We start from the raw sequence: 14,949 nt of genomic DNA on the forward strand, positions 1-14,949 counted from the left end.
AAAAATTCACTTGCGTTTTGCAAGTAATTAATATATTTGTACTTGCAAAATGCAAGCAAATTTATTTAATATTCTTAAACGAAACAAATTATACACTTCTAAAATCAGAAAAAATGAACTTAAAAGGAAAAACAATATTAATTACAGGCGGTGCTTCAGGTATTGGCCTAGAATCTGCTAAACAATTTTTGGCAAATGGAGCCAAAGTAATTATTACAGGAAGAAATCAGGAGAAATTAGATTTAGCCAAAAAACTTTATCCGCAGGTAACAGCTATTCAGAATGACGTTGCGAATCCAGATGATGCTTTAAAATTATATCATCAAATAGAAAGTCTGGGCGGAATCGATATTCTGTACAACAATGCAGGCGTTATAAATCCGCCAAATAATTTAGCTAAAACAAACGATCAAATTACAGATCTGGTGACTTACGAAATGAATATAAACTATTTGGGTGTCATAAGATTGAATAATTTATTTCTTAAAATGCTTGAAAGCCGACCAGAAAGTGCCATCATCAATACGACTTCTATCTTGAGTTATGTTCCTTCTAATGGAGCTCCAACCTATTCAGCAACAAAAGCCGCGTTACGTTTTTATACAGCATCACTTAGAAATCATTTAGAAATAGCTAAAAGCAATATCAAAGTTTTTGAATTATTACCTCCGTTAGTAGCAACAGATATGGCGAAAGGAATTGACGCTAAAACAATTACGCCAGAAAAATTAGTAAAAGCATTAATTGATGGTATTCACAAAAACAACTTTACCATTCGCGTAGGCGACACAAAAATTGTTTATTTCCTAAGTCGATTTTTCCCAAAAACAGCTTATAAATTAATTAACCCGGCTAAAAACAATACAAAATTATCCGCTTAAATAGTATAAAATGGAAAACAAAAGATTACAATTTCTTCAAAGTTTTATTGGAAAACATTTTACAGAAAGTCCCTCTCCTTTTGCACATTGGCTCAATGGAAAGGTAATTGCGGTTGAAGAAAAAGGAGTTGAATTTGAATTCGACGTTAGAAAAGAAATGACAAATCCTGTGGGAATGCTTCATGGAGGTGTAACTGCTGGAATGATTGACGATTGTATCGGCGTAAATTTTATGGTTTTGGGATTAGAAAAATTCTATCCGACGATAAATTTATACATTGATTATTTTAATCCCGCATTCGAATCACACATGGTTATAGTAAAAACTAAAGTGGAAAAATTAGGCAAAACTATTATCAATATAAAAGCAGAAGTTATCAATAAAAATACTTCTAAGATTATGGCGCAGGCCAGTGCCAATTTAGCGGTTAGCGATGTAAAAATTCCGAGTTAAAGAATCGTAAAAAGAAAAAAGCTTTGTCAAAGTTCAGAACTTTGACAAAGCAATATTTGGAATTTGGAATTTGGAATTTGATAATTAAAAACTTTATTCTTCATACATTTCCATCCATAAACGCGTTTCCTCCAAATCAAGTTCCTTTTCTATTTTGCGAAAAATTTCTTCGTTTACAGCACCCTTTTTATGCATACTTTCGAGTTTGTTTCGTTCTACATTCAAAAGATCAATTTGAACTCGCGTAAACTCATTAAAAATTTGTCCGTCTAGTACTTTTCCATTTCCAAAAAAGTTAGCGGGAAGCTCTGTCTTTTGCAGTCGGTTAAATTTTACTTCGTATTTACTTTTAATATTGTGAAGTAATTCATCATCTAATAATGAAAAATTATCCTCGATATGAGCAATCGTTTCAGAAACTATTATATTCCGAACATCATATTCTTCTGCTAAAATAGAATATCGTTCGATTTTTAGCTTTTTAATCAGCCACGGAAGCGTAAGCCCTTGAATAACTAAAGTGGAAAGTATTACACAAAAAACCAAATAAATGATCAAATTACGAAGCGGAAATCCTTCTGTCTTATTCAACATTAACGGCAAAGCCAAAGCCGCGTACCATCGAAACCACGCCCCGCATTCCAGACCAGCCAAAAATGATCATATTTCGATAATCAAATTCTTCTTTCAATCGGATTCTTTTGCTGATCATTCTAGGAATTATTGTCGCTGGAACAATCCACAAAAATCGGACTACAATAACCACAGTACTAATCACGGCTCCCCATATAAATAAGGAAGTTCCTGAATAATTGCTGATTCCGTCAATGATCTGTCTTAACTGTAATCCAATTAAAATGAAGATTAAGCCGTTCAAAATATTACTCAAAACATCCCAAATTGTATTGGTCATGATTCGGCTTTCATGAGAAAAAATAGTTCCTGATCTTGCCGACAAAAATAATCCAGTAGTCACCACAGCCAAAACTCCCGAACCATGAAAATGTTCGGCGATTAAATAAGATGCAAATGGTGTTAACAAGGTAAGTGTTACCTCAATAATATCATCACAAACAAATCTTTTGTGAATATAGTGCATTATAAACCCAACTCCTAAACCTATTCCAATACCCAAAATAGACATTAAAACAAAGTTTAGCCCTGCCTGCCATAAAACAAAATTCCCAGCTGTTATTGCTGTTAAAGCATATTTATACGCCACAAGACCGCTGGCATCATTCACGAGACTTTCTCCTTCAAGAATTGCAATTAATCTTGGATGAAGTCCTAAACCTTTGGTAATAGCTGTTGCAGAAACTGCATCTGGAGGCGAAACAATAGCTCCAAGCAAAAATGCTAACGGCCAAGAAATATCATCTATAAGCCAATGCGCTACTACTGCCACTAATCCTGTAGTAAAAAAAACGAGACCAACAGCCGCTAAAGCTATCGGACGGATTGTCTGTTTAAAATCCGACCAGCTTGTATGCCATGCCGCGTGATACAAAAGAGGCGGCAGGAAAATGATAAAAACAACTTCAGGACTTAAGGCAATAACCGGAAGCCCTGGCACTACGCTGATAATTACACCGCATAAAACCAAAACAATTGGAATTGGAAAATTGTATCTTTTACTAATAAGGCTTAGAAATGCTACGCCAAATAGCAACATTATAATTACGGAAATATTCTCCATCTAGAAATGATTTTGGTTTTGGAATCTTTGATTAAATGTGGTGCTAAATTAGTGTTTTTTTGAAATATTTTTTTGCCTCGAATTAGTACTCATTCTTTTCTGCCACAATTTCTAGAATCATCCTTTATTCCTAGTTTCTGCAAAACTTTGAGTCAGTTGAAGTCTAAAGTTTAAATAAAATAATCTTTATTTGCATCGAAAATTAGATCAAAATAAAAAACGAAATTTAGTTTAAAGCGCGTCAATTATTATAAAAAAATATGGATAGAAAAAACGGAATTGATTTCTTCAGACTCATTGGAGCATTAGCTGTAATGTGCATTCATGCTTCATTTGGAAGTTTAAGTAACGAATATATTTATACTTTAAAATTGTTTTCGCGCTGGGCTGTTCCATTTTTTTCCTTGCATCAGGTTTGTTTTTAGGGCCAAAAATTGAACACAATACTCTTGATTTTAAGAGAATACAAAAGAACATAAGCTTGCTGATTTCCATTATATTAGTGTCTTTTGTAATTTATTTGCCAATATGTTTTAAAACTAAAAATATGCCTAAAAATATTGTAGATATATTTATTGGCGTTCAGCCCCATTTATGGTTTTTAGGTTCATTATTAACTGGTTATATTATTATTTGGCATTTGTATTTTATAAAAAAAAGCTGGATACTTCCGTACCTTTCTGCAGGTATATTAATTGGGGCATTATTTACGGATTCTTACGACCAATTCATTCATAAAAATTTGGGTTTTTTTTCCATTAGGTTTTTATTATCGATCCCATTTATGTATATCGGAATTGTGGTTTCAAAAAAACAACACTTTAAAATTAGCAATACCATATTAATTGGATTGATTTTATTAGGCTTCATCATCCAATATTTTGAAACAGAATTATTTTTAAACCTTTTTGATTATCCCAAAATCAAACATCAATTTTTAATCGGGACAATAATTTATTCTATTTCTTTATTTATTTTAGCTTCAAAAATAAATCTGCCACAAAACAGATTTTCAGAATGGGGAAGAAAATATTCGCTTTTTATCTATTTGTATCATCCGTTAATTTATTTCATAATGTTACAAAGTCTTACTAAAATCATTCCTGACTATTCTAATTTTATAATGATGTTTTCTCCAATTATTGCTTTTATCTTTTTAATTATTTTAGCAATAAATCTCGAGAAATATTTACCTAAACTTTCTAACATCTTAAACGGGAATTTATAAGTCGCAGTATTTTCTACATAAAAAAACCGGATCTATAAGATCCGGCTTTTTTTTTTATTTATGACTCACAACTGCCGCAAGAAACAAGACTTGTAACTAATTCCTTAGAAACACTTTGGCTTCTTTGGTAGTATAAACTTTTAACGCCTTGCCGCCAAGCTTCGATCATTAAGCGATTTACTTCTTTAATTGGTAATTCTGCTGGAATGTTTAGATTTAAACTTTGTCCTTGGTCAACAAATTTCTGACGGATTCCAGCTTGCTGTACAATTTCTAACTGGCTGATTTCTTTAAATGTTTTAAATACATCTTTTTCTTCCTGAGTTAGTTGTTCCATATGTTGTACGCTTCCGCCATTCAGCATAATTCCTCTCCAAACTTCTTCGTTGTCTAAACCTTTTTTCTCCAGCAATATTTTAAGGTATTTGTTTTTACGCATAAAATTACCTTTACTCAATCCAGCTTTGTAATAATTACTGCTGAAAGGTTCAATTCCTGGTGATGTCTGTCCTAAAATTGCAGAAGAAGAAGTTGTTGGCGCAATTGCCATTGTTGTTGTATTACGTCTTCCGTAACCTTTTAACAATTCTGGTTCACCGTAAATTCTAGCCAATTCCTGCGTTGCTTTATCAGCCTTGTCGCTAATATGTTTGAAAATTTCTGTTGTTTTCATTTTCGCTTCCATGCCTTCAAACGGAATCATATTTTTTTGAAGATAAGAATGCCATCCTAAAACTCCTAAACCTAATGCACGGTGTCTTTTCGCAAATTTATTAGTCGCAGATCCAAATAGTAATTACCCTCTGTTTTTTCGATGAATTCCTGTAAAACAGCATCTAAGAAAAAGATCGCCAATTTTACAGCTTCAGTATCTTTCCATTCTTCATAAAGCTCCAAATTCATTGAAGATAAACAGCAGATAAATGATTCGTCTTGAGTAGACGGAAGCATAATTTCGCCGCATAAATTACTCGCATTAATGCGTAAATTTTGGTCTTTATATACTTGAGGTTTATTTTTATTTACATTATCACTAAAAAAGATATAAGGTAATCCTTTTTGCTGACGGCTTTCTAAAACTTTTGCCCAAACTTGTCTTTTTTCACTATCCCCATCAATCATTTCCTGCATCCAATAATCTGGAACACAGATTCCTGTAAATAAATTCTGGATCGGGTTTCCGATGCTTTTTATTTTTAAGAATTCTTCAATATCCGGGTGATCAACATCCAAATAAGTCGCAAATGCACCACGGCGCACGCCACCTTGCGAAATCGTATCCATTGCAGTATCAAAAAGTTTCATAAAGCTTACTGCCCCACTACTCTTTCCGTTGTCTGTAACCGCACTTCCACGCTCACGCAGTTCACCAAAATAACCAGAAGTTCCACCTCCAATTTTAGTCTGCATGATGACTTCTCCTAATTTATGGGTAATTCCTTCAATTTTATCTGGAACGTGCACGTTAAAACAAGAAATTGGCAAACCTCTTTCTGTTCCCATATTTGCCCAAACTGGTGAACTGATACTCATCCAGCCTCTTTCGATCATTTCTACAAATGATTCTTTTAATTCTGGTTTGTAAAGTCTTTTGCGCTTAAGCAGTACAAATTCTATCGATTGCACCTTCAACCGTTTCTCCTTTTAAAAGGTAACCGCGATTTAAAATTTGCTCACTTTCAGAGTTCTTCCACCACATTTTACTACCATTCTGTGGTTCAAAATTATTTACTGGGTTTGTGTCTATCGTATTCATATGTATTCTGGGCTTGTATTAGAAAAGATCGTTTGCTGTAATGCTTTTATCGTGTTTGGTATATTCAACAGGACGTTTGGCAAAGAAATCGTCTAAACTGTTGGCAAATACTTCTTCTTCAAACCAAGTCATTTTTGAATATTCATCTGGAGAAACATTAAAAATCGTTTCCACATTTATTTGTTTCAAACTTTCATCAATTCTAAATTTCATGAAGTTTACTAAATCTTCTTTATTAATGGTTTCAATTGCTCCATCTTCAAAAATCCAATCTAAAATATCTGCTTCAACGCTGATAGATTCTTTCACAGTTTCTCTGATCAATTCTATAGTTGGCGCATCAAAATATTCTGGAAATTCTTCACGGATTTTATTAATAATAAAAATTCCTCCGTTGGCATGAATCTGTTCGTCGATAGATGTCCAGGCAATAATGTTACTCACATTTTTCATGTATCCTTTGAATCTTGTGAAAGACAATAAAATGGCAAACTGGCTGAACAATGAAACATTTTCGATCAAAATACTGAATAAGATCAGCGAAACCATATATTTTCTGTTGTCCTGAGATTTGGTGTCTTTAAGTACATTCGAAAGATAATCTACACGTCTGCGGACAACAGGAACATCCAAAAGTTTTTCGAATTCATCATTGTAACCTAATACTTCCAACAAACGAGAATATGCCTCAGAATGTCTGAATTCACATTCTGCAAAAGTAGTTCCTAATCCGTTGAATTCTGGTTTTGGAAAATGCTCGTAAATATTTCCCCAAAAACTTTTTACAGCTACTTCAATCTGCGCAATTGCCAGTAAACTGTTTTTAATTGCTGTTTTTTCAGCTCCATTTAAATGTGCATGAAAATCTTGTGTATCTGCTGTAAAATCTACTTCGGTGTGTACCCAGTAGGCTTTATTAATTGCTTCAGTAAATTGGAGAACCTCAGGATATTCAAAAGGTTTATAATTGATTCTTTTATCGAAAATGGACATATATATAGAATTTTAAGTGACAAAATTGATGTAGAAATTCGTGCGCTTTTTTGGGGGTAGTATCGGCGTGATTTTCTATTAATACAAATTTAGCTCAGAGTTATTCGTAAGTCCAGTTTTAGATGTTAAAAATCAAATCAATTATCAACAGTTTGAAAACTTCAAAAATTAGAGATTTTTTAAATTTTATCAACAGTAAAATGATCACTTGTAATTCGCAATGAACTAGCCATTTCCTGAAAATTAATGTTGAGTTATCAACATGAAAAAGTCATGATTTTTTAAGCGGTTTTCAAAACAGTTATCAACAGCCGATTTCAAAAAAAGGAAATTTGAATCGCTTCTTCCAAATTAAAAAACGCTAGTTATTGATAATTATTCTAAATAGTAAACTCGTTGATTGCAGATTTAAAATATCCTAACGTTTTTATTGACAAAACTTTACAAGTAAATTCTTTCTCGAGTAATTATTGAGTTTATTCGAAAAAGCAAAAAAATAAGGTTGTTTAAAGAGAAAGAAGAATAAAATAGAGATTTGAACTTAAAACTTCTTAAAAAAGAAAAATTACGGTCTGTTTTGATGAAAAATGTGATGCTGAAATTCAGAAAAAAAGCCTGCCCAAAAGCAGGCCTTTTAACATCGAAATATAATTCAGGGGCAAACTATATTTTTGATCAACAAGAAAAACAATTGATAAAAAACTAAATAAAGAAAATTTTAAATTATACCGCGAACTTTCAATTCTCAAAATATATTTTCAATACACTTTTGCAACGATTTGATTTTTCAATTCTTTACAAAAAATTCCAATTTGAAACTCGTGTAATCGGGTATTAATACTTGAAAAACTACTAAGAGAATAATTTAACTTGTCGCAAAAAATCAGAAAACAAAAATAATTATAACACGTAAAAACACTCTTAACATAAGGGGGACAAATGGGGACATTTTTTTATCTAAAACATAAAAAATCAGCTCATTAAGAGATCCAAATCAAATGATCCCTATTTTTTTATTATTTTTACCGTTCCAAATCCACCTGCCTAAACAAATTTAATGTCTGCCAAAAACAAAATATACTGCATCGTTTTATTCTTTTACGCATTACTTACAAATGCACAAAAACTGCAAACTTGCATCTTCAAAAAACTATATTAAAGATGTAGAATTTATACTTCATCAAGAAAAATCGTTTGGAAGTGATACTACCGCATTAAAACAATTTCTACAGCCTCTAATTACACCAAAATTTCAAGTTGTTTACGATGGTTTACTGGCTAATGGATACAGCGATTTTTATAATAGCATCAATACAGTCTCTAATCAGTATTATTTAAAATCTATTCAAAAAGCAAAAATCTCTAAAAATAGTTCGTTGCAAATCTGGACGCAAACTTAACTATGTTAGTTATTTGTATCATTACAGAGATTACATTAAGCTCACACCAATTCTTCTGGAATTAATTGATAAAATTGAAACTTTACCTGCAGATCAAATTATTGCCGCTGATGAATCCTATAAAAAAATTGGATGGATACTGCAGACTTTTGGCGATCATGCTAAATCACTGCAATATTTTAAAAATGCCGAAAAAACAGCCGTTAAAAACACATCGGAATATGTCGCAATCATTAACGCAATAGGATTAAATTATTTTTATTTAGGAAATGATAAACTCGTCGCTTCTTATCTCAATAAAACGGCAAAATTGGCTAAAGAAATTAATGATGAAATTCGATATGCCAAGGCGCTTGGAGATTTGGCAATGATCAGTGAGAAAAAAGGCGATTTAAAAACTGCGCACGCATTATTAAAAAATGACATTCAAATTTCTGAGCACTATAAAAGTGACCAAAATACAATGTATGCTTCGATATTACTGGCCAAATTATATTTAAAAAATAACAAACCAGATGCAAAGCAAAAGAAGTTTTAAATAGAGCCGAAAAAATTGCTGTCGCAAAAACCTATTTCAAAAAATCGGAATTGGAGATTATTAAACTGAAATTAGAAATTTTAAAACTGCAAGATTCCACTGAAAATGAACTGATTTTAAGAAGACGAATGATTGTTTTGGAAGATTCGTCGCAAAATGAAGATGGTGACCTCGCCATAAATAAGGCAAACTGGATTATAGAAAAATCAAAATATCAGCAGAATATTAAAGAAGCCGGGGAGAAAATCAAATACGAATCTACTCTCAAAAACTTCTACATTATTATATTTACAATGCTGTCTTGTATAGGTTTGCTGGTTTTTATTTATTTCAAAAAGAAATATAAAAACAGACATTTAAGATACGAGCAAAAAGTAGCGTCTTTAGAATTGGAAAAATTAAAAACGGAACAAAAGTTAAGCGAAGTCCAAGATAATTTAGATTCTCAGATTGATTATTTAAAAGAGAAAAAAGAAACAAATCCAGAATCTTAAAATTACAATAGAAACTATAAAAAAATCTTCCTCTTATTATATAGAAAAAGAAGAAGGAAAACTTAATGCGCTTCTAGAGTCTCACTTAATGACAGAAAGTAATTGGAATGCTTTTAAAAAGCAATTTCAAAAAGAATATCCTGAGTTTTATTCGCTTTTACAGGAAGATTTTCCAGAGATTACAGATTCTAATAAAAGAATTTTACTGCTTCAAAAACTCAACTTTACCAACAATGAAACTGCAGAATTATTGGGCATTACAAGCGATGCTGTAAAAAAATCAAAACAGCGCCTTAGGAAAAAACTTGGAGAAAAATATAAAACTCTTTTTGACAGGTTAACTTCGTAGATGGGTTCTGGAAAAGATTTTCAAGATTAAAAAAAGATTAAAAGCAGACTTAAGTCATTCTTAAATTTGAGATAAACTGTACTAAAAATGCCTTTTAACAGCAAATTAGTATTGATTTAAAAATATTAATCTTTACATTTGCTTTATTTTTATTTATTCTAAATAGGCGAAGAAATATCCAAAAATTAAATTAATCTTGAACAATTCTATAACCATAAATTATCGAAACATGAAAAAGAATCTTTTCGCTTCTTTTGCATTTGTCGCAACTCTTTTTGTGAGTGCCCAGCAAAAAAATACCCTTTTAGAGCAATCTTTTTGGAAAACTTCTCCAGATGTCGAAACTGTTAAAGCTGAAATAGCAAAAGGAAATAATCCTGCAGAAGCAAATGCAAATGCTTTTGATGTTACAACTTTGGCAATCAATAATGATGCTCCCGCAACGAACTATCAAATTTTTAATTGAGCAACTGGGAAATACAATTACAAAATTAACGCACGATAATCGTATTTACTTACATTGGGCCGCGTATAGAGGAAATACAGAATTGGTGCAATACCTTATAACGAAAGGTTCTGATGTGAATTTTGAAGACAGCCACGGAACTGCTCCAGCAGACTTTGCGACCTCAAACGGACAATCTAACCCAGCGATGTACGATGCATTTTTTAAAGCTGGTGTAAATCCGACTAAAAAATATGCAAACGGCGCAAACCTTTTACTGCTGGCAATTGCATCGGATAAAGATTTAAAAGTCGCCGAATATTTTTCTACTAAAGGAATGTCTCTTAAAGATATTGATAATGATGGAAATACTGCTTTTACGTACGCCGCAAGATCTGGAAATATTCCGCTTTTAAAGAAACTTCTAGAAAAAGGAATTAAACCGACTGAAACTGCGCTTTTAATTGTCGCACAAGGAAGCCGTAGAGAAACTAATACAATCGAAACGTACAAATATTTAGTTGAAGAAGTAAAAATTAAAGCAATTGCTCAAAACAAAGCGGGACAAAATGTATTGCATATTTTGGCTGGAAAACCAAATCAAACTGAAATTATTAAATACTTTTTAGATAAAGGTGTTGATGTAAATAAAGCTGACAAAGACGGAAATACTCCAATTATGGCAATCGCTTCTGCGAGAGAAATTGTCGCTTTAGAGCTTTTTCTTCCAAAAGCTAAAAATGTAAATGCTCAAAACTTAAAAGGTGAATCTGCCTTGACAAACGCTGTACGATCTGGAACTCCAGAAGCTGTAAGTTTACTTTTAGCTAAAGGTGCAGATGTTAATGTAAAAGACAAAGACGGAAATAATTTAGGCGTTTATTTAGTACAATCTTACCGTCCGGTGGGAAGAGAGAGAGAGACTCCAAAACAAGATCCTTTTGATGCAAAAGCAAAATTACTTCAGGATAAAGGTTTAAATTTAGCAGGCTCAAAAAAGACGGCAATACTTTATATCATGCGAGCAATCACTAAAAATGATGTTGCGCTTCTTAAAAAAATAACCGATTTAAAAGTTGATGTGAATGCTAAAAATAAAGACGGTTTAACGGCTTTGCACAGAGCGACTGATGACTTCTAAAGATGATTCTATTCTAAAATATCTAGTTTCTGTTGGAGCTAAAAAAGATATTAATACAGAATTTGACGAAACGGCTTACGCTCTAGCGAAAGAAAATGACTTACTTACAAAAAATAATATTTCAGTTGAGTTTTTAAAATAAATGATTAAATCTCAAAACTCAAAAATGAAATTCCAAATTCCAAATTCAAAATTCCAAATTCCAAGCTTAATATTTGGAATTTAAATTTTGGAATTTCAATACCAATCAAAACAAATAAATTTTTATGAAATCAATACTAAAAATTGCCTTTACAAGCGCTTTTATCTTTTTACTTTCTTTTCAGTCTAATGCACAATCAAGCAAATACAAATGTATGCTGCAGATGAACAATTATATGGGAGAAGGTGCGTATATCGTAGTTTCACTTGTTAATGCCGGCGGTGAGTACGAAAAAACGCTTTATGTAATGGGCGATGATAAAAAATGGTACAAATCATTAAAAGAATGGAACAAATTCCATACTCAAAAAAATGACGATATCAGTGCAAAAACGGGTGCTTCTGTTACGGGCGGAGACCGCAGTGTTACCACTATAGAAATTGAAAATTCTAAAATAAATAAAGGCTACAAATTACGTTTTGAAACGGCTGTTGAAGATCAAAAATACTATGTAAGTGATCTTGAAATTCCGCTTACTACAGAAGGTCTGGCAGAGAAAACAGACGGAAAAGGTTACATCAAATATGTAAGGCTAAACAAAATTTAATATTTAGCATATTATTTTTTAACCTCTATAAGCGTGAATTATATTTTTTTCTGCTTAAAATTGAAATCTGAGCTTTGTCCAAGTTTTACACTTTGACAAAGCTTTAAACATTTATTACATTAAGACATTCAATGACTCTTTCTTTCTGGCGTTACGCACACTTGGCTCTGGCCTTATTTTCTTCTATATTTTTGCTTTTGGCTTCGGTGACCGGAATTATTCTGGCGGTCGATGCGGTACAGGAAAAAACACTTCCCTATAAAACTGCAGATTTTAATGCAATAACTTTAGGAGAAACTCTTCCTATTCTTAAAAAAGCATACCCAGAAATTACAGAATTAAGTGTCGATTACAATCAGTTTGTTACGCTTCAGGCAATTGATGATAACGGAAATGATGTTAATGCTTACATCGATCCCAAAACTGGAAAAGCTTTAGGAACTCCCGTAAAGAAAAATGAATTTATTCAGTGGGTTACAAGTTTCCACCGTTCGCTGTTTCTTCATGAAGCAGGTCGCTTTTTTGTGGGTGTAATTTCTTTTTGTTTAGTATTGATTTCGCTTTCCGGTTTTGTATTGGTTTTAAAGAGACAGCGCGGTATTCGAAATTTCTTTTCAAAAGTAATCAAAGAATATTTTGCACAATATTATCATGTTGTTTTGGGAAGACTGGCTTTGATTCCGATTCTGATTATCGCACTTACGGGAACTTATTTGTCTCTAGAAAGGTTTAACTTTTTTATGGGTGAAGAAAAAGCGAAACCTGTAAAAACAGAACTTTCTGAGAAAGAAAAAACAACATCAATTTTCAATACGACTTTATTATCTGATGTAAAGAAAATCGAATTTCCTTTTACAGATGATCCAGAGGAATATTATATTATAGAATTAAAAGACCGCGAAGTTGAAGTGAATCAGGTTACGGGCGCAATAGTTACAGAAAAACTTTCGCCAATGACAAAACAATTTGCCGCTTTGAGTCTTGATCTTCATACGGGAAGAATTAACGGGATCTGGGCTGTAATTCTAGCTATTGCTTGTATCAATATTCTATTCTTTATTTATTCTGGTTTTGCCATTACTTTGAAAAGAAGGTCAAGCCGAATTAAAAATAAATTTAAAGCTCACGAAAGTACTTTCATTCTTTTAGTTGGTTCTGAAAACGGAAGTTCGTTCCGATTTGCAAATGCTATTCTGAAACAATTAATTGATCAAGGTTACAAGGCATATATTACCGAATTAAACCGTTTCTCAGCGTATCCAAAAGCAGAACATATTTTGGTACTTTCTTCTACGCACGGCTTAGGTGATCCTCCTTCTAACGGTAAAAAATTTAAAGCCGTTTTAGAAAAACAAAATCAAGAACAGAAAATTAATTATTCTGTTGTAGGTTTTGGTTCGAAAGCATATCCAGATTTTTGCCGATTTGCAGTTGAAATCGACCAGCTTTTAGCGAAACAAAACTGGGCAGATCGTTATTTAGATTTGCAGACAGTAAACGATAAATCGGCAACTGAGTTTGTAAATTGGGTAAAATTATGGAGTGCAAAAACAGGAATTCCACTAGCCACTACTCCATCTTTATACAATCATGTTCCAAAAGGACTGCAGAAATTAATGGTTTTAGATAAAACTCCTATTTCAGATACTGAACATACTTTTATTTTAACACTCCGCGCCAATTCAAGAGCCAAATTTGCTTCTGGAGATTTATTGGCAATTTATCCTGCTAATGATTCTAGGGAACGTCTTTACTCTATCGGAAATCATTCTGGGAATATACAATTGGTGGTAAAATTACACGAGAACGGATTGGGTTCTGGATTTCTGAACAATTTAGAACCAGGAAATACAATTAAAGCCAGAATTCTTAAAAATCCTGCTTTTCATCTTCCAAAGAAAGCGTCAAAAGTCGCTTTAATCTCGAACGGAACTGGAATTGCTCCTTTCTTGGGAATGATTGAACAGAATAAATCTAAGAAAGAATTACATTTATACAGCGGATTTAGAATGGTAACTCCAACGCTTCTGGCTTATAAAAAGTTTGCAAAAGTTATGATTCAAAAACAGCATTTGGACCGTTTTCATGTGGCATTATCTCGTGAAGGAGCCAATATTTATGTTATGGATTTGATTCAAAATGACGCTTCATTTTTTATGAATTTACTAAAAGAAGGCGGTGTAATTATGATCTGCGGTTCACTTGACATGCAGAAAGATGTTGAATCTATTTTGAATGATTTATGCCTGACAAATGGAATCAAAGCGCTTTCTGAATACAAGGAAAATGGACAATTATTAACGGATTGTTATTAGGAGCCATTTTAGATTTTAGATTGTAGATTGTAGATTTTGGAATTTAGATTTTAGATTTTGGATTTTGGATTTTGGAATTTAGATTTTGGAATTTAGATTTTGGAATTTAGATTGTGGAATTTAGATGGTGGATTTTAGATTGTGGGTTTTAGATTTTAGATTGTGGGTTTTAGATTTTGGAATTTGGAATTTAGAATTTAGAATTTGAAAGTTTGGAATTTGGAATTTGGAATTTGGAATTTGGAATTTGGAATTTAGAATTTAGAATTTGAAAGTTTGGAATTTGAATTTTAGAATATGAATAAAAAAAATCCCAGCGGGATGCCATATTTATAGATTTAATTAAATCACCCAAAACAAGAACCCCAGCGGGGTGACATACACAATCTAGAGATATCGCTCCTATGGAGCTTTTGATTTCGCACGTTTAAATAAACTATAAATATTTTGCTCCGCTGGAGCTTTATTATTGTTTTTAAACCGATCAATTGGATATAAATATCGGTCATT

At 32.4% G+C, this 14,949-nt stretch carries 16 protein-coding genes and 1 pseudogene; 13 read left to right on the top strand and 4 right to left on the bottom strand.

What is annotated here, in order from left to right:
• The first annotated feature begins 113 nt into the window (after nucleotides 1–113).
• Nucleotides 114–881, top strand: coding sequence for an SDR family oxidoreductase (locus tag ACZZ95_RS22355; protein ID WP_463470749.1), 768 nt, complete (start codon nucleotides 114–116; stop codon nucleotides 879–881).
• Nucleotides 882–891: 10 nt separating this feature from the next.
• Nucleotides 892–1,335, top strand: a complete 444-nt coding sequence (locus ACZZ95_RS22360) for a PaaI family thioesterase (RefSeq protein WP_463470750.1) — start codon at nucleotides 892–894, stop codon at nucleotides 1,333–1,335.
• A gap of 93 nt (nucleotides 1,336–1,428) precedes the next feature.
• Here ACZZ95_RS22360 and ACZZ95_RS22365 read toward each other — a convergent pair whose 3' ends face one another.
• Nucleotides 1,429–1,929 carry a hypothetical protein gene (locus ACZZ95_RS22365; protein WP_463470751.1) on the bottom strand — a complete coding sequence of 167 codons (501 nt, stop codon included), beginning with the start codon at nucleotides 1,927–1,929 and terminating at the stop codon, nucleotides 1,429–1,431.
• Entirely contained in the window at nucleotides 1,919–3,031 is a 1,113-nt protein-coding gene (locus ACZZ95_RS22370; protein ID WP_463470752.1) for a cation:proton antiporter, read from the bottom strand. The genes ACZZ95_RS22365 and ACZZ95_RS22370 overlap by 11 nt, the downstream gene beginning before the upstream one ends.
• A 260-nt stretch (nucleotides 3,032–3,291) precedes the next feature.
• Here ACZZ95_RS22370 and ACZZ95_RS22375 point away from each other — a divergent pair, with 260 nt between their 5' ends.
• Nucleotides 3,292–3,456 (top strand): hypothetical protein, encoded by a 165-nt coding sequence (locus ACZZ95_RS22375; RefSeq protein ID WP_463470753.1) that lies wholly within the window; start codon nucleotides 3,292–3,294, stop codon nucleotides 3,454–3,456.
• Nucleotides 3,447–4,259, top strand: coding sequence for an acyltransferase family protein (locus ACZZ95_RS22380; RefSeq protein WP_463470754.1), 813 nt, complete (start codon nucleotides 3,447–3,449; stop codon nucleotides 4,257–4,259). The genes ACZZ95_RS22375 and ACZZ95_RS22380 overlap by 10 nt, the downstream gene beginning before the upstream one ends.
• A gap of 58 nt (nucleotides 4,260–4,317) precedes the next feature.
• On the opposite strand, the pseudogene ACZZ95_RS22385 reads toward ACZZ95_RS22380, so the two are convergent.
• Nucleotides 4,318–6,015 (bottom strand): annotated as a pseudogene (locus ACZZ95_RS22385) (ribonucleoside-diphosphate reductase subunit alpha).
• An 18-nt stretch (nucleotides 6,016–6,033) separates the two neighbouring features.
• Nucleotides 6,034–7,008 (bottom strand): ribonucleotide-diphosphate reductase subunit beta, encoded by a 975-nt coding sequence (locus ACZZ95_RS22390; RefSeq protein ID WP_095955048.1) that lies wholly within the window; start codon nucleotides 7,006–7,008, stop codon nucleotides 6,034–6,036.
• A 1,115-nt stretch (nucleotides 7,009–8,123) separates the two neighbouring features.
• Between ACZZ95_RS22390 and ACZZ95_RS22395 the strand changes: the two genes are divergently transcribed.
• The 9 genes from ACZZ95_RS22395 to ACZZ95_RS22435 all read left to right on the top strand — a co-directional run bounded on the left by ACZZ95_RS22395 (nucleotide 8,124) and on the right by ACZZ95_RS22435 (nucleotide 14,439).
• The gene (locus tag ACZZ95_RS22395) at nucleotides 8,124–8,408 is read left to right on the top strand and encodes a hypothetical protein (RefSeq protein WP_463470755.1); all 285 of its coding nucleotides are present in this window, start codon (nucleotides 8,124–8,126) and stop codon (nucleotides 8,406–8,408) included.
• Between the two features lie 13 nt (nucleotides 8,409–8,421).
• Complete coding sequence (locus ACZZ95_RS22400) at nucleotides 8,422–8,946, top strand: hypothetical protein (protein ID WP_463470756.1); 525 nt, start codon at nucleotides 8,422–8,424, stop codon at nucleotides 8,944–8,946.
• Nucleotides 8,947–8,996: 50 nt separating this feature from the next.
• Nucleotides 8,997–9,440, top strand: coding sequence for a hypothetical protein (locus ACZZ95_RS22405; protein ID WP_463470757.1), 444 nt, complete (start codon nucleotides 8,997–8,999; stop codon nucleotides 9,438–9,440).
• Nucleotides 9,441–9,528: 88 nt separating this feature from the next.
• The gene (locus ACZZ95_RS22410) at nucleotides 9,529–9,789 is read left to right on the top strand and encodes a helix-turn-helix transcriptional regulator (RefSeq protein ID WP_463470758.1); all 261 of its coding nucleotides are present in this window, start codon (nucleotides 9,529–9,531) and stop codon (nucleotides 9,787–9,789) included.
• 229 nt (nucleotides 9,790–10,018) lie between these two features.
• A complete protein-coding gene (locus tag ACZZ95_RS22415; protein WP_463470759.1) occupies nucleotides 10,019–10,255 on the top strand; it encodes a hypothetical protein in 237 nt (78 codons plus the stop codon).
• Nucleotides 10,218–11,375 (top strand): ankyrin repeat domain-containing protein, encoded by a 1,158-nt coding sequence (locus ACZZ95_RS22420; protein ID WP_463470760.1) that lies wholly within the window; start codon nucleotides 10,218–10,220, stop codon nucleotides 11,373–11,375. Before ACZZ95_RS22415 ends, ACZZ95_RS22420 begins: the two co-directional genes overlap by 38 nt.
• A complete protein-coding gene (locus ACZZ95_RS22425; RefSeq protein WP_463470761.1) occupies nucleotides 11,365–11,517 on the top strand; it encodes a hypothetical protein in 153 nt (50 codons plus the stop codon). Before ACZZ95_RS22420 ends, ACZZ95_RS22425 begins: the two co-directional genes overlap by 11 nt.
• Before the next feature lie 124 nt (nucleotides 11,518–11,641).
• Nucleotides 11,642–12,124 (top strand): DUF2271 domain-containing protein, encoded by a 483-nt coding sequence (locus tag ACZZ95_RS22430; protein WP_095955045.1) that lies wholly within the window; start codon nucleotides 11,642–11,644, stop codon nucleotides 12,122–12,124.
• Between the two features lie 131 nt (nucleotides 12,125–12,255).
• Complete coding sequence (locus tag ACZZ95_RS22435; protein ID WP_463470762.1) at nucleotides 12,256–14,439, top strand: PepSY domain-containing protein; 2,184 nt, start codon at nucleotides 12,256–12,258, stop codon at nucleotides 14,437–14,439.
• Nucleotides 14,440–14,949 lie beyond the last annotated feature (510 nt).

It is taken from the genome of Flavobacterium sp. AC267 (genome assembly GCF_979258715.1).